The organism is Bacillus kalamii (genome assembly GCF_047238185.1).
In the GTDB taxonomy this organism is placed as follows: Bacteria; Bacillota; Bacilli; order Bacillales; family DSM-1321; genus Bacillus_AD.
The window spans coordinates 764,911-790,905 of sequence record NZ_JBDFMI010000006.1; the positions used below are offsets into that span (position 1 = coordinate 764,911).

At 42.7% G+C, this 25,995-nt stretch carries 24 protein-coding genes; 22 read left to right on the top strand and 2 right to left on the bottom strand.

Annotated elements, in window-relative coordinates:
* Window positions 1-322: 322 nt before the first annotated feature.
* Window positions 323-1,048 carry a YjjG family noncanonical pyrimidine nucleotidase gene (locus ABC357_RS21650; protein WP_412889596.1) on the top strand — a complete coding sequence of 242 codons (726 nt, stop codon included), beginning with the start codon at window positions 323-325 and terminating at the stop codon, window positions 1,046-1,048.
* A gap of 54 nt (window positions 1,049-1,102) precedes the next feature.
* Here the strand turns inward: ABC357_RS21650 and ABC357_RS21655 are convergent, their stop codons facing one another.
* Complete coding sequence (locus ABC357_RS21655) at window positions 1,103-1,507, bottom strand: VOC family protein (RefSeq protein WP_412889597.1); 405 nt, start codon at window positions 1,505-1,507, stop codon at window positions 1,103-1,105.
* A gap of 300 nt (window positions 1,508-1,807) precedes the next feature.
* Between ABC357_RS21655 and ABC357_RS21660 the strand changes: the two genes are divergently transcribed.
* The 8 genes from ABC357_RS21660 (at window position 1,808) to ABC357_RS21695 (ending at window position 11,597) form a co-directional block, all read left to right on the top strand.
* Window positions 1,808-3,190 carry an MDR family MFS transporter gene (locus ABC357_RS21660; RefSeq protein ID WP_412889598.1) on the top strand — a complete coding sequence of 461 codons (1,383 nt, stop codon included), beginning with the start codon at window positions 1,808-1,810 and terminating at the stop codon, window positions 3,188-3,190.
* Window positions 3,191-3,531: 341 nt separating this feature from the next.
* A complete protein-coding gene (ptcA, locus tag ABC357_RS21665) occupies window positions 3,532-4,500 on the top strand; it encodes a putrescine carbamoyltransferase (RefSeq protein ID WP_412889599.1) in 969 nt (322 codons plus the stop codon).
* Window positions 4,501-4,598: 98 nt separating this feature from the next.
* A complete protein-coding gene (locus tag ABC357_RS21670; RefSeq protein ID WP_412890097.1) occupies window positions 4,599-6,008 on the top strand; it encodes an APC family permease in 1,410 nt (469 codons plus the stop codon).
* A complete protein-coding gene (gene aguA / locus ABC357_RS21675; RefSeq protein ID WP_412889600.1) occupies window positions 5,995-7,092 on the top strand; it encodes an agmatine deiminase in 1,098 nt (365 codons plus the stop codon). Before ABC357_RS21670 ends, aguA (ABC357_RS21675) begins: the two co-directional genes overlap by 14 nt.
* Before the next feature lie 177 nt (window positions 7,093-7,269).
* The gene (gene aguA, locus ABC357_RS21680) at window positions 7,270-8,370 is read left to right on the top strand and encodes an agmatine deiminase (protein ID WP_412889601.1); all 1,101 of its coding nucleotides are present in this window, start codon (window positions 7,270-7,272) and stop codon (window positions 8,368-8,370) included.
* Window positions 8,371-8,419: 49 nt separating this feature from the next.
* Window positions 8,420-9,199 carry a MurR/RpiR family transcriptional regulator gene (locus ABC357_RS21685; RefSeq protein WP_412889602.1) on the top strand — a complete coding sequence of 260 codons (780 nt, stop codon included), beginning with the start codon at window positions 8,420-8,422 and terminating at the stop codon, window positions 9,197-9,199.
* A gap of 501 nt (window positions 9,200-9,700) precedes the next feature.
* On the top strand, window positions 9,701-10,570 hold the full coding sequence (locus ABC357_RS21690; RefSeq protein ID WP_412889603.1) for a cation diffusion facilitator family transporter: 870 nt from the start codon (window positions 9,701-9,703) through the stop codon (window positions 10,568-10,570).
* A 94-nt stretch (window positions 10,571-10,664) separates the two neighbouring features.
* A complete protein-coding gene (locus tag ABC357_RS21695; protein WP_412889604.1) occupies window positions 10,665-11,597 on the top strand; it encodes a DUF7916 family protein in 933 nt (310 codons plus the stop codon).
* A 77-nt stretch (window positions 11,598-11,674) separates the two neighbouring features.
* On the opposite strand, the gene ABC357_RS21700 is transcribed toward ABC357_RS21695, so the two are convergent.
* Complete coding sequence (locus ABC357_RS21700; RefSeq protein WP_412889605.1) at window positions 11,675-12,421, bottom strand: IclR family transcriptional regulator; 747 nt, start codon at window positions 12,419-12,421, stop codon at window positions 11,675-11,677.
* A gap of 194 nt (window positions 12,422-12,615) precedes the next feature.
* On the opposite strand from ABC357_RS21700, the gene ABC357_RS21705 reads away from it, so the two are divergent.
* The 13 genes from ABC357_RS21705 to ABC357_RS21765 all read left to right on the top strand — a co-directional run bounded on the left by ABC357_RS21705 (window position 12,616) and on the right by ABC357_RS21765 (window position 25,930).
* A complete protein-coding gene (locus ABC357_RS21705) occupies window positions 12,616-13,770 on the top strand; it encodes a M20 metallopeptidase family protein (protein ID WP_412889606.1) in 1,155 nt (384 codons plus the stop codon).
* 44 nt (window positions 13,771-13,814) lie between these two features.
* Window positions 13,815-13,997, top strand: coding sequence for a DUF3311 domain-containing protein (locus tag ABC357_RS21710; RefSeq protein WP_412890098.1), 183 nt, complete (start codon window positions 13,815-13,817; stop codon window positions 13,995-13,997).
* Window positions 13,994-15,463: a sodium:solute symporter family protein gene (locus ABC357_RS21715; protein ID WP_412889607.1), complete on the top strand. Its 1,470-nt coding sequence runs from the start codon at window positions 13,994-13,996 to the stop codon at window positions 15,461-15,463. Before ABC357_RS21710 ends, ABC357_RS21715 begins: the two co-directional genes overlap by 4 nt.
* A gap of 35 nt (window positions 15,464-15,498) precedes the next feature.
* Window positions 15,499-16,260: a dimethylarginine dimethylaminohydrolase family protein gene (locus ABC357_RS21720; protein ID WP_412889608.1), complete on the top strand. Its 762-nt coding sequence runs from the start codon at window positions 15,499-15,501 to the stop codon at window positions 16,258-16,260.
* 20 nt (window positions 16,261-16,280) lie between these two features.
* Complete coding sequence (locus ABC357_RS21725) at window positions 16,281-17,156, top strand: dimethylarginine dimethylaminohydrolase family protein (RefSeq protein ID WP_412890099.1); 876 nt, start codon at window positions 16,281-16,283, stop codon at window positions 17,154-17,156.
* 64 nt (window positions 17,157-17,220) lie between these two features.
* Window positions 17,221-18,846 (top strand): M20/M25/M40 family metallo-hydrolase, encoded by a 1,626-nt coding sequence (locus tag ABC357_RS21730; protein ID WP_412889609.1) that lies wholly within the window; start codon window positions 17,221-17,223, stop codon window positions 18,844-18,846.
* 86 nt (window positions 18,847-18,932) lie between these two features.
* Complete coding sequence (gene mnmH, locus ABC357_RS21735) at window positions 18,933-19,985, top strand: tRNA 2-selenouridine(34) synthase MnmH (protein ID WP_412889610.1); 1,053 nt, start codon at window positions 18,933-18,935, stop codon at window positions 19,983-19,985.
* A gap of 774 nt (window positions 19,986-20,759) precedes the next feature.
* Window positions 20,760-21,167, top strand: coding sequence for a methyl-accepting chemotaxis protein (locus ABC357_RS21740; protein ID WP_412890100.1), 408 nt, complete (start codon window positions 20,760-20,762; stop codon window positions 21,165-21,167).
* A 227-nt stretch (window positions 21,168-21,394) separates the two neighbouring features.
* Window positions 21,395-22,075 (top strand): Crp/Fnr family transcriptional regulator, encoded by a 681-nt coding sequence (locus tag ABC357_RS21745; RefSeq protein WP_412889611.1) that lies wholly within the window; start codon window positions 21,395-21,397, stop codon window positions 22,073-22,075.
* Window positions 22,076-22,111: 36 nt separating this feature from the next.
* Window positions 22,112-22,780, top strand: a complete 669-nt coding sequence (pnuC, locus tag ABC357_RS21750) for a nicotinamide riboside transporter PnuC (protein WP_412889612.1) — start codon at window positions 22,112-22,114, stop codon at window positions 22,778-22,780.
* A 28-nt stretch (window positions 22,781-22,808) separates the two neighbouring features.
* The gene (gene deoD, locus ABC357_RS21755; RefSeq protein ID WP_412889613.1) at window positions 22,809-23,513 is read left to right on the top strand and encodes a purine-nucleoside phosphorylase; all 705 of its coding nucleotides are present in this window, start codon (window positions 22,809-22,811) and stop codon (window positions 23,511-23,513) included.
* Between the two features lie 145 nt (window positions 23,514-23,658).
* Window positions 23,659-24,483, top strand: coding sequence for a MerR family transcriptional regulator (locus ABC357_RS21760; protein ID WP_412889614.1), 825 nt, complete (start codon window positions 23,659-23,661; stop codon window positions 24,481-24,483).
* A gap of 109 nt (window positions 24,484-24,592) precedes the next feature.
* Window positions 24,593-25,930, top strand: coding sequence for an MATE family efflux transporter (locus ABC357_RS21765; RefSeq protein ID WP_412889615.1), 1,338 nt, complete (start codon window positions 24,593-24,595; stop codon window positions 25,928-25,930).
* Window positions 25,931-25,995: the final 65 nt, after the last annotated feature.

Sequence of the window (25,995 nt, forward strand, 5' to 3'; positions counted from 1 at the left end):
TAAGGATCCACCTAGATATATGTTTTTCTAGTTATTTCCCGTATGAATAGGAATAATGGGGGGATTCTATTTTTTTGGAAGTGGTGCATATGTCCCTTTAAAAGATGTGCTGGCCTATCAGGAAATCGGTGTATTCTACAGTCGTTGATCGCGTAGTTGGTTTTTAAGCTTAAGCTTATATGGTTTGGATAAGCTGCTTTTAGAGGGCTAAAGCTTTTAGGTGTGAGGTTAATGCTGGAGATGTTATTGTATGTTAATAGGAAGAGTACGATTTTGCAGTAATGAAAAAAGCATGAACATGCGAGAAATGGGAGAGAGACTAGTGAAAGCATACCAAACGTTATTATTTGATGTGGATGATACTCTGTTGGATTTTGGGGCAGCTGAACAAACAGCGCTCCGTTCTCTTTTTGACCATCAACAGTTGTTGTTTACTTCAGAAATGGAAAGCCGTTATAAGGAAATCAATCAAGGCTTATGGAGATTGTTCGAACAAGGGGAAATTGGAAGGGATGAGGTAGTCCATACTCGCCACTCCAGTTTATTCCGGGAGTTTGGCAGGGAGGTTGATGGTGTTTTAATGGAGAAGGTCTACCGAGGATTCTTGGAGCAAGGCCATCAGCTTATGAATGGCGCTATGGAGTTGATTTCCGAATTGAATCAGCAGCAATACGATTTATACATAGTGACGAATGGAGTATCGAGCACTCAGAATAGAAGATTGCGCGATTCAGGCTTGTTTCCATTATTTAAAGATATTTTTGTTTCGGAGGCCACCGGATTTCAGAAGCCGATGAAAGAGTATTTTGATTATGTATTTGCCCGTATTCCTGATTTTAGGGAAGAGCAAGGGCTGATTATAGGGGATTCCTTAAGTGCCGATATTAAGGGCGGACAAGCTGCAGGACTTGATACCTGCTGGTTTAACCCGAAGATGAAAGCCAATGATACAGAGATCGTGCCAACTTATGAAATACATAGCTTGGAAGAGTTGTACGCAATACTGAAAACAGAAAAGAATTGGCATGCCGCTAGCGAGTGTTCCTGATAAAGAAAAGGTCCTTTCCATTAAAAAGGACCTTTTTCTTCCTATCTTCGGTCATCATGGTGCCACAATTTCTACTTTTATGCGGTCGGGATCTTCAAAATAAACAGCATAATGCCCGTTTCCTCCGGCATACGGGTGCTTGTCTTTATAGAGGAGGGGGATTCCCCGGTGTTCTAATTGTTTAGCGATGGCATCGACTTGTTCTTTTGATTCTGCGTGAAAAGCTAAATGGTTTAGGCCTGTTTGGCATCGATGGTAGTGAGCGTTTAGATACCGTTCTTCTGTTTGGCAAAAAACGAGGTAGGAATCATTCAGTTTCCAGCTTCGGCCTTTGCCCCATTTTTGAAACATTTCATAACCTAATTCATTCTCGAGCAGCCATTCCCAAAACCGGCATGATTTTTCCAGGTTGGATACGTTGACTTCAATATGGTGGATCAATCCTTTCTTTACTGCCATTTGCATAGCTCCTTTCCGTTTGGGATTTTATCCCTTTATTATTTGGTGCGATAAATGGAAAGTCAATGACAATCAAGTGTAAAGCCGAAGGATCAGAGGTTTTATTTTTGATAGATTGAAAATAGATTTGTATGATGGAAAGAGCGAAAATCATCTATTTTAGGCTGTTTTCTAAGAGATTGTTGTTTTTATAGAATTGGTGTTCTATTAGGTACATAAAAATGGACATCCTATAGCTGTCCTTGCCGGTCCAAAGCAACAATGTTTGCGAAAATAGCTTTTTTAAAAGGAGCCAAAAGAATGAAAGAAACAAATAAGAAGATGGTGACGATTGGCCTGTTGCTTGCATTGTTCATTGGGGCAGTCGATTCGACAGTTGTAAGTACTGCGTCACCGAGCATTATTAAGGATCTCGGCGGTTTGAGCCTAATGAGTTGGATATTTTCTATTTATACACTAACAACGTGTATTGCTACACCGATTTTCGGCAAGCTCGGTGATTTATTTGGGCGTAAGCTCGTGTTTGTGGCAGGCTTGCTTTTATTTGCCGGAGGTTCTGTGTTATGTGGACAGGCCGGATCGATGGAAGAGTTGATCTGGTTCAGGGCGATCCAAGGTATTGGAGCAGGAGCGCTTACGCCGATTACGTTTACGATTGTCGGTGATTTATATCAAGGAAGAGAACGGGGGAAAATGCAAGGCGTCTTTTCATCCGTTTGGAGTATTGCCGGTTTAGTCGGACCATTGGTCGGGGGATACTTCGTCGACCACATTTCTTGGAGATGGATCTTTTATATCAATGTACCGTTTGGCCTTATTTCTATCCTTCTAATTGTGCTATTTTTGCATGAGCATTTCGAAAAGGAAAAAACGAAAATCGATTATATAGGGGCTTTAACATTTACAGTAGGGATGTCCAGTCTTCTGTTTGCCCTTTTGACAGGCGGGGAAACATATAGCTGGAATTCTCCGCAAATCTATGGTTTTTTTGCTGGCGCGGTCATTTTTCTTTGGCTTTTCTATGTGGCTGAACGAAGGGCGGAAGAACCGATGCTGCCTTTAGCTCTATTTAAGGAACGTACATTGGCCATTCCATATATAATTGGATTCTTATCGCGCTGGATTGTGATGGGGGTATCCATTTATTGTGCTTTATGGATCCAGACAGTGTTTGGCTATAGTGCGACAAGTGCAGGCCTAGCACTGTTGCCGATGTCACTCGCTTGGCCGCTCGCTTCCAATATCTCTGGCCGTTTCATGTACAGTTTCGGCCCAAAGAATTTCATGGTTCTTGGTTCAGTTATCATAGCGGCGGGAAGTCTTTGGCTTTCATTTCTGAATGTCGGATCTTCGTATTGGGTTATTGTTGCTGTTTTAATTATTATCGGATTGGGGATGGGGTTCATTACGACACCGACTGTTGTAGTCGTCCAATCCACTGTCAGCATGAAGATGAGGGGGGTCGCTACATCGACGAATTCATTGATGAATTTCCTTGGGCAGACCGTTAGTGCAGCTGTCTTCGGCTTATTATTCAATTCTGCGGTGGCATCCGATTCGGTAAGTGAAATGGCAAATGGCATGCATATTGTATTTATAGCCATGTTGGCCATTTGTATAATCAACTTGTTGATTTCATTTTTGTTGCCGGGCAATTCTAAGATGATGGCCCAGCATACATGAATAAATGCTATTAATCAAACGTTTGATTAAATGATCAAATGGCCGATCAATGAAGTGTTATAGACAAGGTGGAACGGATCCAATCATGTGGATCCGTTCTTTTTTGCTGCCTTTTTATAATGGTGCATACCCTGTTAACCCATTTTACTGACTGTTAAACCTCTTTAGCTAAAAATGCTGTTTTGTTACGCAAAATGTATCAGGTTCCAGCTTTATACGGTCTGTATCTAAAGGCCCGCAACCTATTTCCTGAGAGGAAAGCCTCCTTTATACTTTAGATGTAGCAAGCAATACAGGTATATGCTCAATGAATCACAACTATGATAACGGGGTGAATTGGAATGATTAAAGATTTTATTGATACGAAGGATTTTACTAAAGAAGAGATTGTTTACATGATTGAATTGGGATTGACTTTGAAAAAATCGATTAAAAATGGTTTTTATCCGCCAATCCTTAAAAATAAAACACTCGGCATGATTTTCGAACAATCATCCACTCGTACAAGAGTCTCATTCGAGACAGCTATGACTCAGTTAGGCGGCCATGCTCAATATCTGGCTCCTGGCCAAATCCAACTGGGCGGCCACGAAACCGTAGGGGATACAGCGAGAGTGTTATCGCGCCTTGTAGATATCCTGATGGCCCGTGTTGAAAGACATTCAACTGTAGTGGAGCTAGCCGAAACAGCTACGATCCCAGTCATTAATGGTATGTCCGATTACAATCATCCTACTCAGGAGCTAGGCGATGCCATCACTATGTTCGAGCATCTTCCGGAAGGTAAAAAGATTGAAGATTGCAAAATTGTGTTTGTCGGGGACGCTACTCAAGTATGTGCATCCACTTTATTCATGGCGACAAAACTTGGCATGGATTTCGTCCAGTACGGTCCTAAAGGGTTCCAGCTAAGAGAAGAACACTTGAAAATCGCGGAAGAAAATTGCAAGGTGTCCGGAGGAAGCTACCTTGTCACTGAAGATCCGGAAGTTGCTCTAAAAGATGCCGACTTCATCTATACAGATGTATGGTATGGCCTGTATGAAGCAGAGCTTTCAGAAGAGGAACGGATGAATACATTCTTCCCTAAATATCAGGTGGATACTGAAATGATCAAGATGGCAGCGCCCCATGTTAAATTCATGCACTGCTTGCCGGCAACACGGGGAGAAGAAGTGACAGATGAAGTATTGGATGCCGATTATTCAGTTGTTCTGGATGAAGCTGAAAACCGTCTGACTGCAATGCGTGCCTTGCTTGTTTATTTCATGAATCCGTCCATGCATGATGATATTCCATTGGTTCATTAATCATGGATTGAATGGCCAAACATCATAAGATCAAACAAATTAAATGAGGAGAGGGAAGCAGGATGCTTCCTTCCCCCCACTTAAACAGAGGAGTGGGCATTGTGCAAAAGAAAAAGTTCAAATTATTTGATGCTGTGCTGATGGCAGTCTGTGTCATATTGGTTGTTGAATCAGCGGCCCCGGCAGCGGCAATTGGGTCCTCGCAATTTTTCTGGTGGATATTATTAATGGTTTTATTCTTCTTGCCGTACGGGCTTATTTCAGCGGAGCTTGGTACCACCTATAATGATGAAGGCGGTATTTATGATTGGGTAAAACGGGCTTTCGGCAGACGCTGGGGAGCTCGTGTAGCGTGGTTATATTGGATCAACTACCCAATTTGGATGGCCAGTCTCGCCGTTTTGTTTGTTCAGGTATTCACACAAATATTCTCTATGTCGTTAAGTACGCCGGTATCCATAGCCATTCAATTGGCATTTGTCTGGGCAGTGGTACTCATCAGCTGTTATCCAGTCAGTGACAGTAAGTGGATCTTGAATCTTGCTGCTATTTGTAAAGTGGCCATTATGCTTTGCCTGGGCGGCCTAGGTATTTATTTTGCTGCTACAAAAGGCTTGGCAAATGATTTTTCAGGAGCAGCGTTACTCCCCGAGTTCGATTTGAAAAGTCTTTCTTTTATTTCGATTATTCTCTTTAACTTCCTTGGGTTTGAAGTGGTCACAACACTGGCAGGCGACATGCATAATCCGAAGAAGCAAATTCCGCAAGCCATTATTTATGGCGGTCTGCTAATTGCATTCTTTTATCTATTAGCGGCATTCGGTATGGGGGCAGCTATCCCTACAAGTGAATTGTCCACTGCAAATGGGTTGGTCGATAGTTTCATTATTTTGGTGGGCGGCATTAATCCGTTTGTCATTGTCATGGGATTGATGTTTATGTATACATTGGCGGCCAACTTGATATCATGGGCGCTTGGCGTTAACTATGTGGCGATGTATGCATCACGGAACAATGATCTTCCGCGTGTATTCGGAAAGGCCAATCCTAAAAATGACATGCCTGTAGGCACTAGTGTGCTGAATGGGGTTGTGGCGACCGTACTGGTTATAGTAGGGCCGATGATCCCGAATGAAAATATTTTCTGGGCATTCTTTGCACTGAATGTAGTGGCACTTCTTGCTTCCTATATCATGATGTTCCCTGCATTCCTGAAGCTTCGTAAAATCGATCCGGAGCGTGAGCGTCCATTTAAGGTTCCAGGAGGGCAGCTCCTGCTTCGTCTGATGACATTTGTTCCGATGTCATTGTTGATTATTACCCTTATTTTCACAGCAGTTCCGTTGAATGGATCATCTTCTGAATTGAATGAGAAGATACCGATTCTGTTAGGCAGTGTTTTCGCCTTTATTGTAGGTGAAATTTGTATTGTCATGGCTGGAAAGAAAAAGAAAAACAGCGAGAGTGAAAGCACATCTAAAGGAGAGATCAAGCATGAAAGTCATTGATAGCACATCCAAGAAAGACGGCTTCAGAATGCCGGGAGAGTTCGAAAAGCATAGCGGTTGTTATATTATTTGGCCGGAACGCCCAGATAACTGGCGCTTGGGCGCAAAACCTGCCCAAAAAGTATTCGTCGATGTCGCTACTGCGATTTCTGAATTCGAGCCTGTTACAGTCGGGGCTTCGCCTGAACAGTATGTAAATGCGCGCCATATGCTTCCTGACCATATCCGTGTCGTTGAAATCGCCAATGATGATTCATGGGTACGGGACAGCGGCCCCACATTCGTTATCAATGATAGTGGCGATGTCCGTGGTGTCGACTGGTCCTTCAACTCATGGGGAGGATTAGTGGATGGATTATATTTCCCTTGGGATAAGGATGACCAGGTTGCACAGAAAATCTGTGAAATTGAAATGAAGAATCGCTACCGTTTATCCAATTTTGTACTTGAGGGCGGTTCGATCCATGTTGATGGCGAAGGTACTTTGATTACGACAGAAGAATGCCTGCTTTCGGAAGGGCGGAATCCACAGCTGTCCAAAGAGCAAATTGAGGAAGTGCTCAAGCAGTATTTGAATCTCGAGAAAATTATTTGGCTGAAACGAGGCATTTATTTGGATGAGACAAACGGCCATGTCGACAATATTGTCAATTATGTGGCGCCTGGCGTCGTGGCACTTGCCTGGACAGATGATGAAAATGATCCGCAATATGAGATTTCAAAAGAATGCTATGACATTTTAAGCGAGGCAACTGATGCAAAAGGCCGTAAGCTGGAAGTGCATAAAATCTATGTTCCGTCTCCTATTCTGATTACGGAAGAAGAAAGTGAAGGAGTGGATGCAGTGGAAGGGACACTTCCAAGAGAAGAAGGCGATCGCCTTGCCGCCAGCTACATTAACTATTATACAGCGAACGGAGGCGTTGTTTTCCCATTATTCGATGACCCGAATGATGAGAAGGCCCGAGCTAAATTGAAGGAATTGTATCCTGACCGTGAAGTGGTCGGCGTGCCAGCAAGGGAAATCCTGCTTGGCGGCGGCAATATCCACTGTATTACTCAGCAAGTACCGGTAGGTGAATAGTTGAAAGAGGATGAATAGGCATTTGTTGAGTGGAGCCATTCAAAACATGCTGCATATAATCGGGAAAAAGACACTAATTATAGTGTCTTTTTTCATCAAATCACCACAATTTCTAAGGGAAAAAGAATTATGATTAATGTAACTGATTATTCGGGTGTCACGGAAGGAGCTTTATGAATGAAACTGCGAGATAGCACACCTAAAAAAGATGGATTCAGAATGCCGGGCGAGTTTGAGGAGCATGAATCATGTTACATCATCTGGCCCGAACGACCGGATAATTGGCGGTTGGGAGGAAAACCTGCGCAGCAATGCTATGTGGAGGTTGCGAACGCTATTAGCGAATTCGAACCGGTGACCGTTTTGTCTTCTCATCGCCAGTACTTTAATGCAAGGAATATGCTGCCTGAGCATATCCGCGTAGTGGAAATGACGAATAATGACGCCTGGATCCGCGATTATGGCCCAAGCTTTGTTATTGACGGCAATGGGTCACTTCGAGCAGTGGATTGGCGGTTCAATGCATGGGGAGGATTATTGGACGGTTTATATTTTCCATGGGACAAGGACGATGCGATGGCACAAAAAATATGTGAACTAGAAGGCATTGATTTTTACCAGCTGGAAAATTTCATTCTCGAAGGGTGTTCAATCCATGTCGATGGTGAAGGGACACTGGTGACGACTGAGGAGTGTCTGCTGTCTGAGGGCAGGAACGGGCAGTTGTCCAAAGAGCAGATTGAAGTCGTCCTGAAGGAATACTTCAATGTTGAAAAAGTAATCTGGCTCAAGCATGGTTTTTATTTGGATGAAACCAATGGCCATATTGATAATATCTTCAATTTTGTAAGGCCTGGAGAAGTGCTGTTATCCTGGACCGATGACCCGAGCGATCCCCAATGGGAAATATCCCGGGAATGTGAAGAAATCCTGTTGACTGAAAAAGACGCAAAAGGCCGTTCTTTTATCATTCATCGCATTCATTGTCCGAAGCCGGTATTGATTACAAAGGAAGAAAGTGAAGGCGTTGATGCGATTAATGGAACCTTTCCGAGGCAGCCTGGAGATCGGCTGGCGGCAAGCTATGTCAATTACTATACAGCCAATGGCGGGATTATCTTTCCATTGTTTGATGATCCGAAAGACGAAGACGCCAAAAAGTTGTTGGAGAAAGTGTATCCAGATCGTAAAGTCATCGGCATTCGGGCAAGAGAAATCCTGCTTGGAGGAGGCAATATTCATTGCATGACCCAGCACGTGCCTAAACGGGCAAGGTAAGCAATGAACTGCAGGGATGGGAGAAATTACGTCGAGAGGAGATGTGATAATGGATTTTTTTGAAATATCAAGCCAGCATGTGTCGACCTTAACAAGAAATGAACGCATTCTCTTTGACTTTGTTGTGAAAAATATGGACTCGATTAAGAATCAAAGCATTCGAGAAGTATCGGCCGAATGTTTTGTATCCACTACTACCTTTCTCCGTTTTGTGCGCAAGATCGGATTTACGGGCTACAGTGAATTTACGACTGTTCTGAAGTTCACTCTTTTTAATAAAGTTGAGCTCAACCCATCGCCATTTGTTGTGGAACAGAAAGATTATCGGGAGGAGTATCTCAAGAATATAGCAGAATCTATCCGCGTTCTGGAACCAGCCAAAATAGACCGGATCTCAAAGAAGCTGCGATATCAGCCGAAAATTTTTATATTTGCCAAAGGATTGAGCAAGCACGTAGCTCAGTATATTAAATATTTGTTCACGATGAGCGGCTTTCTGGCCGTCGTACCGGAGGACTACCAGTATCGGCAGGCAGTCGCTTCCCATATAAAGAAGGAAGATATGGTTTTTATCCTGACATACGGAGGCCATGATATTGAATTGATTCAGCTGGCACAGGAACTGAAAACAATGAAGCACCCTCCCTTCCTCATATCGGTGACAGGAGCAGATAATAATATTATCCAAAATTTGAGCGATATTAATTTATATATATTTACGGACGAAATTGAACTGGATCAATTCGATATGACATCTAGAATATCGACAATCGCTATTATGGAGTTAATTTTGTATCAATTCATGGAAGACCATAAGCAATTTCTTTGAAAAGTGCTCCCTTTACCTGGATAGTATGATATTCTTTTAGTCTATTTTGTATAAAAATCACAGAATGTGTATAAATCCACAAAAATAATAGCCGTTATTGTTATTTTATAAATAGTCAATTCAAATCTATTATGCGGCTCAATGCATATGGATTTGAAAATGAGTTTAATTGCCATTCTGATTCTAGTAAAATGGGCATCTGCTGGGAGGACAGGATACAGTCAAAGCGTTGATTCATGAATAGGATGTAGAATGGAAAAGCTCTTTTGGATGAAAAGAGCTTTTTGAAACGGAAAATCACTTTTTTAGGATAAAAAAGACTCATTTTGTTAGAAAGAGGGTATTTAATCTATATGCATGCTGTTGGCGCATGCTTTTTTTGACTGATGCAACTTTTTTTTGAGTGTGCCATTTATATAAAACCGCGCAAAAAGATTGCTGTAGACCCACCCGTTATCGGCTTGTTATGATATTTTAGGAACAAAAAGGAGGTGCAATCTGTTGGACGAACAAAAGTATAAAGACCTGAAGTTAGGCGAAAGAGGGGCTATGATCAGTATCATCGCCTATATTGTGCTGTCTTTTTTGAAATTATTCATTGGTTACATAAGTGATTCCGAAGCACTGAAAGCCGATGGTTTAAATAATACAACTGATATTATCGCTTCTATTGCCGTATTGGTGGGACTCAGGATTTCACAGCGTCCGCCTGACCATGACCATGCATACGGCCATTGGAAGAGCGAAACGATTGCGAGTTTGATTGCCTCCTTCATTATGGTTGCAGTCGGGATCCAAGTATTGGTCGATGCTGTCACTTCCATATTCCAGGGAGGCAAGCAATCGCCTGATATGATTGCCAGCTATGTCGGATTATTTTCCGCTGTTATGATGTATTTGGTATATAGATATAATAAAAGACTGGGTGAAAAAATTAACAGCCAATCTGTTATGGCTGCCGCCAAGGATAATTTATCCGATGCGTGGGTTTCTATCGGGACAGCGATCGGAATCATTGGCTCACAGTTGAATATGCCTTGGCTCGATACAGTGACAGCATTGATTGTCGGATTGCTTATCTGTAAGACTGCTTGGGATATTTTCAGAGAAGCTTCCCATGACCTGTCAGATGGCTTCGATGAAAATAAGCTGGCCGAGTATCAGGCGATCGTCCAAACAATCGATGGCGTCAAAGGAATAAAAGAAATAAAGGGGAGAAATTACGGGAATAATACAGTTCTTGATTTGGTGATCCTTGTGAAATCCACTCTAAGCATCAGTGAAGCGCATGATATTTCCACAGTGGTTGAAGATGTCCTCAAGGAACAATATGATGTATATGATGTCCATGTCCATGTGGAGCCCAATTGAATAAAAGGGGTTCCATTTTTGGTTTGCAGACATGTTATCCTTAAAGAGGTATAAGGGGATAGGTATATTGTTTAGTAGGAAGGAGAAAGAGAAAATGAAGCGTATTTTAGACTGCAGGGGATCTGACTTTTTCAATATGGCAAAGGATGAACTTAAGAATGCAATCAGGGCTGCAGAAGGAAGAACGGTCATTGCTGAGACTGTGGTAAGCTCCCAGCCATTATTGCCGGAGGTTTCAAACCCGGAAATTATGAAGGCTTTCGGAGCAGATATGATTTTGTTAAATGTTTTTGATGTATTCAATCCCCGTGTGAATGGCATCCAATCGACGAATGTATTCCAACCTACGGAAGCAGAGCCTGTTGCCGATCTGGATGTGATTAAACAGGTGAAAAGACTGACAGGTTTGCCGGTTGGCATTAATTTAGAGCCGGTGGATACATCGGCAGAGGCATTGGAAAGCTTATATGAATTGCCGGAGGGACGGACTGCAACAGCCAAGTCATTGGCACAAGCGAAGCAATTGGGCTGTGATTTCGTCTGCCTAACGGGAAATCCGAAAACAGGTGTAACAAATGAGAAAATTGAACAGGCGATATCACTTGCCGCAGAGCATTTCCAAGGGTTGATCATTGCAGGGAAAATGCATAATGCCGGAACAAGCGGCAATGTGATGGATCTTGATGCGGCAGTCCGTTTTGTTGATGCTGGAGCTGATATCGTTCTTCTGCCAGCTCCAGGAACCGTACCGGGCATACGGGAAGAAACATTGGCCATGGCAGTAGAAGCCGTTAAAGCAAAAGGCGGTTTGGCATTAGCGGCAATCGGAACAAGCCAGGAGGGAGCGGATGAAGAGACAATCCGCAACATCGCATTAAGCGCCAAGCGGGCAGGAGCCGATGTTTACCACATTGGCGACGCCGGTTTTTCAGGAATGGCGGTACCGGAAAATATACAGGCCTTATCAATTGCTATCAGAGGAAAACGGCATACCTATATTCGAATGGCAGCCTCCGCATTAAGATAAATGTGCCCGGAGGGAAAAGGACCGCCAGTGGATGGCGGTCCTTTTTTTCATGCCTATAAACATGGCTTTAGAGGCAATCAGGATTTTGCATGCGCATATCCCAATCTATTTGAAATCTGCCGTGCAGCTTCTATGACTCTATCTTTCAGAAATTCAAGCCTCTCATCGTCTAAATTGATATCGACCACTCCAATGCTGACTGCTCCGATCAATTCGTGAAGATGATTAAAAATAGGTGATGCAATGGATGTGGTGCCGTTTGTTCGCTCACCACGGCTGATGGCATATCCTTTTTGCTTGATGATAGCAAGCGTGTTTCGGAAGCGTTCCTGTTCCTCTGCAGGAATGGCCTTGTTAATGATTGCTGCAGCTTGCTGTTCTGGGATATTCGCCAACATTGTTTTATTGGCAGCGCCTATATGTAAAGGAATGCGGATACCAAGCTGGTCATTGATCCGGATTGGATTATTCAGGCAGTCTATCCGTTCTACTACCATAGACTCGTCCCCTATCGGTTTGCTGTAATAGACGCTTTCTTGGACGACATGCATTAATTTCTCCAATTCAGGACGTATGAGGCTGACAAAATCCATGCTGTCATACATTTGCAGGCCATACTCCATCCATGTATTCCCTAATGAATAAAGTTTTGTATCTTGATCCTGTTGAATCAGCCCATGCTTAATCAGTGCTTGCAGCAAGCGGTGCATACTGCTCATGGGGAGACCGCATTCTTTGGATAATTCGGAAATCGAAAGCCACCTTTTCATTTCGTTGGCTGACAGAATCCTGGCAACCATCATGGCTCTATCTATTGTTTGCACATATATCACCACCTAATTCACATTCATTATAACGTATTTGCCAAATGAATAAACACTAATTATTTTCTAATAATTTTAAAAATATTGACAATGCAACGATACGGTTATAAAATTCAATTATATTTCCTTATAAAGGAATTAAATTCCGTTATGTGGAATAATGAAATGCGCCAATACAGAAAGGAGAGAAACATTTGTTGAAAACGCTTTCTATAAACGAGTTGTATCAATGGGCTGTTGAACAAAGAAGGCATTTGCACATGAACCCGGAATTATCGGGAAAGGAATTCAATACATGCTCGTTTATCAAACAAGCATTACAGACATTCAAGATTGATATTTTAGATATACAAGAGCCAAGCGTTGTGGGATTTATAAAAGGAAAAGCCGGTGGAAAAACCATAGCATTGAGAGCAGATATCGACGCTTTGCCGATTCCTGAAGAAGGGGAAAAAGTCTATAAATCAAAGGTTCATGGTGTCAGCCATGCTTGCGGGCATGATGGGCATACCGCAATTCTGCTTTCGGTCGCACGCTGGCTTTCCGAACATCGCGAAGAACTCAAGCATAATGTGGCTTTGATTTTTCAATCAAGTGAAGAAATGATTCCTAGTGGAGCGGAAATTCTAGTGAAACAAGGGATAATGGATGAAGTGGACGCCGTTTTCGGGCTTCATTTATTTCAGACGATCGAAAAAGGCAAAATCGGCATCAATCATGGGCCGATCATGTCGGCGGCAGACGATTTCAACATCCGAATACAGGGGAAGGGCGGACATGGCGCTATGCCCCAGGACTCAGTCGACCCTACATATATTGCAAGCCATGTCATTCAGGCGCTGCAGTCTATTATCGGCAGACGGATGCCGGCTGCGGAACCGGCTGTTATTTCAATCGGCAGAATGGAAGCTGGTTCTGCATTGAACGTGATTCCGGATACTGCTACTTTAAGCGGAACAATCCGAACTGTATCACAGGAAACTAGGACATTTGTCAGCAATGAAATGAACAAATTAGTGGAAGGCATTTGTACGGCATTTGGAGGAAGCGGAACAGTTGAATTTGGCTGGGGAGCCCCTCCGGTCGTCAATGATAAAGAAATGAGCGAGCTGGTCGAACGAGCCATTCTCCATAATTTCGGCCAGGAGGCAATCTGCTATGTGGAGCCCAATATGGGCAGTGAAGATTTTTCATTCTATTTGGAAGAGAAGAAAGGCGCCTATTTCTTTATCGGCATGGGAGGGGAACATAGCCAATACCCGCATCATCACCCTAAGTTTGATATTGATGAAGAAACGATCCCGACAGCAATTGATATGTTTTTAGAGATCATAAAGCAATTTGAATAATCACACTGCCTATTCGGGGAGGAATTATATTGAAGAAACTGCTGATGCTGTTAAGCCTAATACCTGTAATTGGTTCTCTTGTCGTTATTAATAGAGAAGAACCATATATTCTGGGTATGCCTTTTATTTTAGCATGGTTAGTATTTTGGTTGGTTATGGCATCTGTGATTATGCTCATTGTGTATAAGCTCGACCCTGATCGCGAAGAAGGCGGGGATGACCTATGAATAGTTCTTTGATTATCATATTCGGCTTTTTGCTATTCGCCATTTACTTAGGGATCAGAGCAAAAAAAGGAAAGACAATGAATTTGGAAGAATGGTCGGTAGGGGGAAGAAAGCTTGGTACGGTCTTTGTTTTTTTCCTTATGGCCGGCGAGGCTTATACGACTTTCACTTTTTTGGGAGGCAGCGGTTTTACATACGCTGCGGGTGGCCCTGCTTTTTATATCTTTAATGCAGCTTATTTCGTCCTTTCCTATTGGCTGTTGCCTCCTATCTGGAAATATGCCAAAAAGCATAAGCTGCTTTCTCAGTCAGATTTTTTTGCCCATAAATATGATAGTACTGCATTGGGTGTATTGGTTGCCGTTGTAGGCGTTGTCGCTATGATTCCATATATCATCCTTCAATTGAAAGGGCTTGGCATTATTGTATCAGAAGCCTCGTACGGAGCGATTTCCTCCACTGCAGCCATATGGATCGGTGTTATCTCAGTCACAATTTTTGTGGTAGTTTCAGGAATTAATGGATCGGCTTGGACAGCTGTATTGAAAGACATCTTGATTGTGCTGGTAGTTGTCTTTATTGGCTTTTATTTACCGTACCATTACTACGGGGGATTGCGGCCAATGTTTGAGGCGGTAAGTGAAGCAAAATCGAATTTCATTACGTTGCCGGATCAAGGACTGAGTACCTCCTGGTTCGTTTCCACACTTATTCTTTGGACGCTGGGAGCCTATATGTGGCCGCATATATTCGGGGCAGTCTATTCATCGAAAAGTAGCAATGCGTTAAAGCGCAATGCCATTATTATGCCGCTATATCAGATTATTCTGGTTCTGATTATTTTTGTAGGGTTTACTGCCGTTCTTCAAGTTCCAGGCTTAACAGGTTCTGATACTGATTTGGCATTATTCAAGATTGTTAAGAAAACCTTTGATCCATGGTTCGTAGGGGTAATAGGAGCAGCGGGCGTATTGGCGGCATTGGTGCCAAGCTCTGTCCTTCTCTTATCTTCAGCGACCATCATAAGCAAGAATATCGTTAAAGTCATGAAGCCATCGACAACCGAGGATGCGCTGAATAAGTCTACGCGTTATTTGGTAGTTGTGGTAGCTGCAGTGGCGCTCTTCTTTACATTTAACGGAGCGAATACGATTACGACGCTATTATTAATGGGCTATAGTCTGGTTACTCAGCTATTCCCTGCTTTGATATGCAGCCTATTAAAGAACAACCCTGTAACGAAACAGGGGGCGATGGCCGGAATGGTTGCAGGTGTTGCAACAGTTGCCTATATATCCATTTCAGGAATGACCATCGGCACGATATTCCCTTCATTGCCGCAAGTGATTAAAGATTTTGATGTAGGCATTGTTGCCTTGTTGGTTAATTTTATATTCACGTTTATTGTCAGTATGCTGACCAAAGCAAGAGTGAGCAGAAGCAGCAATGCAGAAATCAGCAGTTGAATAAACCAGTGATAACATTAAAGGAGGAAAACAGTATGTTTAAACATGTCATCGTAAAAAATATCGGTAAGAGCTTTGTAGGAGGATTAACGACTTCTGATTTGGGTGTTCCTGATTTTAATCAAGCATTAATACAGCATCAGGCATATATAGACGCACTAAAGGCATGTGGAGTGGAAATCACTGAGCTGGGTGCGAACGAGGAATTTCCGGATTCCTGTTTTGTGGAGGATACGGCGGTATTGACTGAAAAATGTGCAATTATCACCAATCCAGGCGCAGAAAGCAGAAACGGTGAAAAGGACTTGATGGCTCCCGTAGTCAAACAATTTTACAGTACGATTGAATATATCCAATCTCCAGGCTGCTTAGATGGGGGAGACGTCCTTCAGGTGGAGGACCACTTCTACATCGGCTTGTCCGACAGAACGAACGAAGAAGGAGCACAGCAATTAAAAGCCATTTTGGAAAAATATGAGTATACGGCGGAAATCGTTCCTTTAAAGCAATTTTTCCACTTGAAGACGGGGATTGCATACCTTGGAAACAAGGATTTGGTCGTGGCAGGCGAATTCATTGAAGATGAGCGCTTTGCCGGGTTCAATAAAATAATCATCCCCGCAGAAGATGAATATTCTGCTAATTGCATCAGAGTCAATGATTATGTCATTTTGCCAAAAGGCTATGAAAATACAAAGAAAAAGATTGAAGAGGCCGGCTATTCCACCATTGAAGTGGATATGACGGAATTCAGAAAGCAAGACGGCGGATTAAGTTGTTTGTCTTTGAGATTTTAATGCGGAGGGAGACTGGGATGATGGAGTACGGTTGTCAATCGATGGTGGGAAGAATAGAACGTATTTTAATCAAGCATCCGGAAGATGCCTTTATCAGCCAAGAGCATTTGAACCGAAATTGGCAGGATTACTATTATGTATCTTGCCCAGACTACGAAAATGCGCTTCGTGAATATAGTGCTTTTGAAAAAATACTGAAGGAATATGTACCTGATGTCCGCTATTTACCTAAGGATGGGTCTGTCGGCTTGGATTCCATTTATACGCATGATTCTATGAAAATTACCAGTAAAGGCGCTATTCTATTACGCCCTGGAAAGGTATTGAGACAAGGGGAGCCGCAAGCATGCGAAAAATACTTGGATGAACTGGGAATCCCTATCCTTGGCAGCATTACAGGTGATGGAAGAGTAGAAGGCGGAGATCTTGTATGGCTGGATGATAAGACATTGGTTGTCGGCCATGGTTACCGGACTAATCCTGAAGGGATACGTCAACTGAAGGAAATAACCAAAGGTATCGTCGATGATTTTATTGTTGTGCAATTGCCCCACGGAAACGGCCCCGATGAATGCCTGCATCTGATGTCAGTCATCAGCATGGTGGATAAGGATTTAGCGGTTGTCTATTCCAAGTTGATGCCAGTGGCTTTGCGTGATTTGCTGCTTGAACGGAAGATTGCTTTGCTTGAAGTGCCGGATGATGAATACGATCGTTTGGGCTCCAACGTCCTTGCTTTAGCGCCGCGCAAATGCCTGATGCTTTCGGGAAACCCGATAATCCAGGCACTTTTGGAAAAGGCAGGCGCCGAGGTCCATTTATATGAAGGAAATGACATTTCATTTAAAGGCACAGGAGGTCCAACCTGCTTAACCAACCCGATTTACCGTATGTAACGAAGGCTTCAGAGAGGTGAAAAGCAGAGGGCACAATCATTTGAGAAGTTGGGGGAGTATTGTTATGTATTTACAGAAGTACGGAACTGCAGAGGAATTGCAAAATTTGCTGAAAACACTTGTTGCTATACCTAGCATTTCCCAGAGTGAAGGGGAAAAGATTTTTCCGGTTGTCGTTCAGGGATTGTTGAAGGAATGGGATTATTTCAAGGAACATCCAGGACAGGTGCATTTGGGCGATGCAGCCGGAGATACCAAATTCCTGTCGGCCTTCTACCAATCGCATGAAAGTGCAAAAACGATTGTCTGCATCAGCCATTTCGATGTGGTAAGTGTGGAGGAGTTCGGGGAATTTGAACAGCTAGCATTCGATGTAGATGGATTATCAAAGGCATTCACGGAACATGCGCATCGCTTCAAGGAGACTATCAAAGAGGATATCCTTTCAGGCGAGTATCTATTTGGAAGAGGCTCCATGGATATGAAAGCAGGCTTAACCATCCAAATGGGCTTGCTGGAAAAAGCGATCCTAGAAAAATGGCCGGTCAATATAGTGTTATTGACGGTTCCTGATGAAGAAGTGAATTCAGCCGGCATGCGGGCTGCGGTTGATCATTTGGTAGAATTGCAGGAAACGCATAAACTGGACTTTTTATGCTTCTTGAACAGTGAACCCGTATTTCCGCAAACACCGGATGATACTAACTACTATATTTATTCCGGTTCAATCGGCAAAATAATGCCTTGCGCGCTTTGCTACGGGAAGGAAACCCATGTAGGGGAGCCGTTGGCGGGAATGACATCCAATTACATGGCATCATTTGTGACAAATCAGATAGAATTCAATCCTGCATTCACCGAAAGCAACAACGGCGAAAAAACGCCACTGCCGGTTTCTTTATTCCAAAAGGATTTGAAATATGAGTATTCAGTCCAAACCCCTTATCGTTCAGCTTCTTTGTATAATGTATTTCTGTTCGAGCGATCAGCAGAAGAAATATTCTCCATCTTCGAAGCAGAGGTGAATGAGGCAGCGAATCGCTTAAATACCCATTACCAGCACATTTGCGAAAGGGAGAATGTGAGTGGCATCGGACATGTGAAGGTTATGAGATATGAAGAATTGGAACGCCATGCAGCTGCTAAACATGGTACTGAAACTATTTTGGCATGGAAGGAAGAAGTTGCTGCTAGGGCTGACCTAGACGACCGTGAAAAATCAATCCGAATGACAGACAGATTAATGCTGAATTGCCAGGAGATTGGACCTTCAATCGTCATCTTTTTTGCTCCGCCATATTATCCGGCTGTTGCATCAGAACAGACAGAAGTGTTCCGTGATTGGGTTCACTCTATCAAGGAAGAAGCCTCATCCGAATTCGGGTTGAATGTTCAGGAAATCCGTTATTTCAATGGTATTTCAGATTTAAGTTATGTAGCCTATGAGGACAAAACGGGAATGGGTTGGAAAGCATATGAACAGAACACGCCCGTATTTGGATTAACCTATACGATACCCTTTAAAAACATGAGTAAATTGCAGGCGCCTGTCATTAACATTGGGCCATTCGGGAAAGACCCGCACAAAGTGTCGGAGCGCCTGAATAAAAGAAGTGCATTTATCGAAACACCTTATTTGATCGAGAAGTACATTAAGAAGGCTGTTCTGGAACCGTTATCCTGCGAATAAGCTTAAAGCCTGTTAGGCATTTCTGCATCTGGTATTCTATAATAGATGATATAACTCATTTAGTAGATGAAAGAGGCGAATGCAAAGTGTTCAAGGATATAACAGTAGAAGAGTTGGTGGCCGAAAAAGACAGCGGCAGCTATGTCATCATTGACGTGCGCTCGCCATCTGAATATAGAGAGTTTTGCATTCCTGGTTCTATTAATATCCCTATTTTCAGCGATCAAGAAAGAGCAGAGATTGGAACCCTGTATAAACAGGTCAGTGTTCATGCTGCGAAAGAACGGGGGCTTGAAGTTGTATCTGCCAAGCTTCCTGAGTTCGTAAAGGAATTCGCCCAGTTAGAGAAAGAGAGAATCGTTTATTGCTGGAGAGGCGGTATGCGCAGTAAAACAACAGCAACGGTCCTGGATTTGATGGGCATTCATACGCATCGGCTTGTCGGAGGAATCCACGATTACCGTAAGTGGGCTGTACACCGCTTGGAATCCTATCCGATGCATCCCGAAGCCCTCGTTCTTAACGGATACACAGGGGCAGGAAAGACCCTGATTTTGCATCAGCTTGAGAATGAGGGATACCCTGTTTTGGATCTGGAGAGAATGGCCAATCACCGTGGATCGATTTTCGGCCAAATCGGGCTCCGTCCCCATAATCAAAAAATGTTTGATGCTCTTTTGCTTGACCGTTTGGATCAGTTGAATGGGCAACCTTATGTGTTATTTGAGGCCGAGAGCAAGAGAATCGGGAAGGCGGTTCTTCCAGAGTTCCTGACGGTGAAGAAAGAAAACGGCTTCCAGTTGTTTATTGATATGCCTATAGAAGAGCGTGTGCAGCATATTTTGGACGATTATCAGCCGTGGGGCCATCATGAAGAATGCCTAAGCGCCTTCAGGAAAATACAGAAAAGAATCCATACACCAATTGCAGCTGATATTACCCGCCATCTGGAGATCGGCGAATTCAGGGAGGCGGTCGAACTGCTTCTACTGTATTATTATGATCCCTTATATACGCATACAGCTGAGCAATATCCGGTTGATCGGCGATTGACACTAAGAGTGAAAAATACGGATGATGCAGTCGAACAAGTGAAGCAAATTTTACAGGATCAATTCCATACAGTCCCTTTAGGGTGATACAAATAAGCACTGATTAGCTATCAGTGCTTATTTGTGTAGGTATAAATGGTCTATTTTCCATAAAAATTTCAGCGCGGCATAGAAGAATCGTGTCCTTTTCAGTTATAATGAAGGATATTAAGTTGAAAAATTTACAATTTTATCTTTTTAATGACTATTTTTATAGGTATATTATCACTTGAATAAGCCTTTAAAAATGGAAATGTATGACGATAGTATCAATAGGTTGTCAACAGGAAGCAGGCAGCCTTTTGGGCTGCCTTGTACAGGATATGATTTTTTAGAAGCGTCCTATATCGAATCGGAGAGGAAATCGTGAAAGATATGAATGATCTGGAAACAAAAGAAATGTCGGTGTTAGATGCATTTGTTATGGTAGCTCCTTATTTAAATAAATTGATGCAAGATGATATCTCAGTTAGCGTTTATGATACAGAAAAGCTCTTGGTATCTGTTCCGGCGAAATCATTCTCACTGAATCTGCAGCCCGGGGAACCGTTGAGAGATGGAGATATTTTAACTAAAGCCATCCAACAGGATAAGGAAATGACAGGAATGGTATCGGAAGAATTGTTCGGTGTTCCTTTTTCCAGCAAGGTGCTGCCAATAAAAGACCAGAATGGCCAAGTGGTTGGGGGAATAGGGGTAGGGTCAAGCCTTGAGCATCTTAACCAATTGAATTCTGTGGTGGAGAATTTATCATCCATAGTGGGGGAAACGGCTGCATCGCTTGAAGAGATTACAGGTTCAGCTGCCACATTGGCTGAACGGATGGCTGATATTTCGAATCAAATAGGAGAAGTTAGCTCAGGTGCAGAACAAATCGGCCTCATTTCAAAAGTGGTGAAAGCAGTCTCCGACCAGAGCAATCTGCTTGGCCTGAATGCGGCAATCGAAGCCGCCCGCGCAGGGGAAGCCGGACGCGGTTTTTCAGTAGTGGCAGATGAAATTAGAAAGCTTGCCACGAATTCAAAGGAACAGGTTATACAGATTGATTCCATTACAAAGAATATCCAAAAAGCCATCGAAAATCTGGATGCCGCTTTTGCAGGCATAAATGATTTTACTGGACAGCAAGCAGTGGCCATTGAGCAGATTTCGCAAACCGTAAAGGAAATCAGCGCCAATGCAGATAATCTATCCTATTATGTCGTCAAGAAACTGGATTCATCCTTGTAATGCCATTCACTTCATTAGATATGGGTAAAACTGCGGGAACCGAAAATAATAAGGTTGCCGCAGTTTTTTTGTGGAAAAAACACGAAGGAAAAACGATGATTTTCTTCAAGGACATCTGTCCGTGTTTGTAGATGAATTTCGTTGGATTAAGATGGTTTTTACATATAGTCTGAGACGGATGTCCTGTAAGCGCACACATAAAAAATACTATACTAGAGGTGGGCCCGATGGAGATTCAGATGATTATACACATACTTGAAAATAATAAAATCATTTTTAACCTATTGAAAAGCTGTCCATATGAAATTTTAAGACAGTGGAAGACAACTGAATATGAAAGCGGTGCCACTATCTTCTGCCAGGGGGAAAAAGAACACCATTTTAATCTGATTGCAAGCGGTACGGTAGATATTTCTGTAACAGGTGAAAACGGGAAAAGCTATTCGCAGGCCACCTACCACACAGGAGACATGATTGGGGAGCTTGAAATATTCAATGACGTCCCTTATCTAAGCACAGTGAAGGCTATTACAGATGTAACGATCATTTCATTGCCGAGGGAGTATTTTCTCCAATGGCTCCAGGTAGATATCGAATTCAACCAACGCTTCATGAGACAGGTCGTTCATTTATTTTACAGCATCGTCAAAAAGGAAGGGGACAACACATTGTACTCCCTTCGCAGCAGAGTCTGCGCATACTTGAAAGATGCGGGAAACACAGGGAAAAAAAGGGCCGAGGGAATCGAGGTTTATGTGAACAAGCAAGAACTAAGCCAGTTGTTTGCGGTTACACAGCGAAGCATTAATCGCATTCTATCGGAACTGAAGGATAAAGGAATCATCTCTTTGAATAAGCAAAGGGTAATCATTAAGGATTATGAAAAGCTGGCTGCCTATCTTAAATAATGTGGCCGGCACTTAAAGAAAAGGAGCGTTAACTGTATGATTAAACATCCGATGTTCGTTATATTATCCAGCATTTTATGCGTAGTGGCCGGATTTTTAATGAAGTCTTCGTATATCGAAATAGTTGCATCAATTGTAGGGATTATAAACGTGTGGTTTCTGGCCAGACAAAATGTGATTAATTTCTTCTTCGGCATCATAACCGTCGCATGTTTCATGTATATTTACTTCCAAACTGGCTTGTATGCGATGGTTATATTAAGTTTCATTCAACTATTGTTCAATGTCTATGGCTGGTATTACTGGGTGAAAAACAAGGGGGAGGAAGATGTCCTGCCCACTAAGATTCTTTCTGTCCAAGGCAAATTCATTTGGGGGGGCGTCATACTGATTGGAACAATGGTATGGGCTTTCTTCCAAATCCAATATACGGATGCCGCAAGCCCATACCTCGATTCATTAGTAGCGGTAATGGGATTAGTCGGACAATATCTATTGAGTAAAAAATTATTGGATAACTGGTATTTGTGGATTGCCATGAATATCATCCTGACTATCGTTTATGCAACAACAGGACTGTATGTCATGATCATCCTAAGCTTGATCAATTTGCTTATTTCCATCGACGGCATGCTTGAATGGAAACGCAATTACGAGCAGCATCAGGAAAAGTCAGTGGGATTGGATCAGCTGGAAAGAATGTAAGGATAATCCCTAGAAGGAGGAAATGAGGATGAGTTTTCATATTGCAGCAAAGAATGGCGACATCGCAGAGACAGTCCTTTTGCCGGGAGACCCTTTGCGCGCTAAATATATAGCGGAAAATTATTTGGATCATGCGGTTTGTTACAATAAAATCCGCGGCATGTTCGGATACACCGGCACCTATAAAGGCAAGCGCGTATCTGTGCAGGGAACCGGAATGGGGATGCCTTCTATATCCATCTATTCAAATGAATTGATGGAGGAATATGGAGTAAAGAACCTGATACGGATCGGTTCCAGCGGTACGAGCCATCCGGATATTAAGCAAATGGATATCGTGCTTGCGATGGGCGCATGTACGAATTCATCGATGTACACCCATTTATTTGGACAGTATTCGTATTCGCCAGTAGCTCATTTTGATCTATTGAGAACGGCCTACGATACAGGAATGGCTTTGGGCAAGCCTGTAAAAGCAGGGCTTGTTGTAACAGATGACCATTTTTATGATTTAGACGGCAATAAACAAAAGCTGACGGATTATCAGGTTCTGACAAGCGATATGGAAACAGCGGCTCTATATACAGTTGCGGCTAAGCATAAAAGACGCGCCCTATCTATTTTGACCGTGACAGACCACGATTTGACCAATGAAACGATTACGGCGGAAGAACGGGAGAAGTCGCTTCATGATATGATGGAGCTTGCTTTGGAAACGGCATTAAAACTATAGCTGAGGGGATACCCTCAGCTTTTTTCAATGAAAGCAGCAATTTAGGTAATACTGTTGGAGAGTTGAGCGATTCGGACAAGGATGACCGTTTGGCTTTCCCATGCTACGATAGCGAAAGAGAACCCGATAGGAGGGCATCGTTAGTATGAAACAGAGATTTACAATTGGAGAGACGGCCAAGCTGCATAATATACCGGAGTCGACTCTAAGATATTATGATCAAAAGGGCATTTTCCAACCGAAAATGGTCGATCCCCAAACAAAGTACCGGTATTATACAATCGACCAATTTTCTATGATAGAAATCATTAAATTCTTGCGCCATTTGGATATTCCATTGGATGAAATAAAACAATTTGCCGAAAGGAGAAATCCGGCCAGCGCTATGGCGTTGCTTAAGAAGCATACAATAGAGCTGCAGAAAAGGGAAAAAGAAATCCAAGCTATGATGTCTATGATCCAGCAGAAAATGAACATGATTCAGGAGGGGTTGGAGATAGAGAGCAATAAAGTAACGTTTACTTACCTTTCCAAACGGCCGATCAGATTCATGAAAGTAGATAGATTTGTTTCCGATGATGAATTCACCATGCATTTAAATCAATTGCAAAAGGAATCGCATATCGATACGCCTGCGCTTCTCTCGGCCAACATCGGCACCTTTACATCACTGGAGGGGTTGAAACGAGGCGATTATCTGGATATAAGCGGTTTGTTCATTTCTGTGGAGGAGCCGTTAGAGGAAGGGGTGGAGTATACCTTTATTCCAGAAGGCGAGTATGCATGCATGTATCATAAAGGCCCATATGAAGAGAATAAGGAGACGTATCAATTTTTTCTCGAGGAAATCCACCGTCAGTCGTATGAAATCGTTGGAGATGCCATTGAAATCGGCATCATCGATACCTCAGTCTCCGCAGAGGAACAGGAATTTGTGACAGCCTACCAGATTCCAGTCCGGAAAAAATAAGGAAGCACCTATTTGTTTTGCAAAAAACTCTTTTTTCTTTTTGAACACCCTTGACCTTAAAGTTACTTGAAGGTTTACACTGAATATCGTTGGTCAAGGAGGGCTTAAGATGACAGAATCATCAGCAGTACTTAAAGAAACACCTGTAAAAAAATTATTTTTATCCTATTTGATTCCTTCGGTACTAGGCATGCTGCTTATGTCCGTGAATATATTGGTTGACGGTATATTTGTCAGCCACGGTGTCGGGGAGGAAGCTTTGGCGGGAGTCAACATTGCGGTTCCAATCTTTTCTGTCTTTTTATCTGTATCCCTTTGGATCGGAATGGGCGGAGCCACTATGTATTCCATATCTCTGGGCAGAAGTGAAATAAAGGCAGCCCGTTCCATCTTCACGCAGTCTTTTGTAGTGGCCATTGGAATTGTCAGTGTAATGGCGGGGCTGAGTTTATGGAAGGAAACAGAGCTTGCTTATTTCTTTGGGGCTAATGACCATATTCTTCCTTACGTGTTGGATTATCTGCATATTATATTGTTATACGGAATTGTGTTTGTCCTTGAAAATATGTTAAGCATTTTTGTCCGCAACGATGGAAATCCTCGTTTGGCTATGGTTGCGCTTATCCTGACATCCCTGTTCAATATTCTATTTAATTATATGTTCATATTTAAATGGAACTGGGGTATTCAGGGTGCCGCTTATGCAACGGTTTTATCTGCGGGCATCGGATTTTTCGTCCTATTGTTCCACTTTCTTCGTAAAACAAAAACATTGAAGCTGGTGAAATGTAAGCTTGAGTGGAAAGCCATCAAGCAAATCATGATCATCGGTTTTCCTAGCTTCATTGTTGAAAGTTCCAGTGCCGTCTTAACGATGGCATATAATATAACATTTATGCATTACACCGGAGAACTTGGCGTTACAGCATTCGCGGTCGTCAATTACATCCATGTCATGTTCTTGTTGTTATTTTTCGGGGTAGGGGCGGCACTTCAGCCAATATCGAGCTTCCATTTTGGCGCAAAGCTGTTCTCGCGATTAAAGCAATTCCTGAATTTAGCCGTTAAGACAGGCATCGCATTAGGGATTGGAACACTGCTATTAGGTTGGCTCTTCGGGGATGTATTCGTCTCTATGTTCGGAGTGAAATCGCAGGCTGTATATGAGTTCACCATTAAAGGAATTGGCTTATTTTTTATTAGCTATCTATTCATGTCATATAATTTGGTATATGTTGAATATTACCAGTCCATCAGCCGTATCCGCTTATCAGTGATGATCGTTTTGATGCGCAGTATCATCCTGTTATTGCCGCTATTATGGATATTGCCCGAAATCTTTGGTGTGAATGGGATCTGGCTTGCTTTCCCGGTTGCTGAAGGGATAACGGCCGTATTATTGTTTATCTGGAATAAAAAACATCATCCTGTACCGGAACCGGTTTAATGGAAGGGCTGTATCGTCAAAGATACAGCCCTTTCGGTTATTTTATGCACCGAATGGATGAGCCC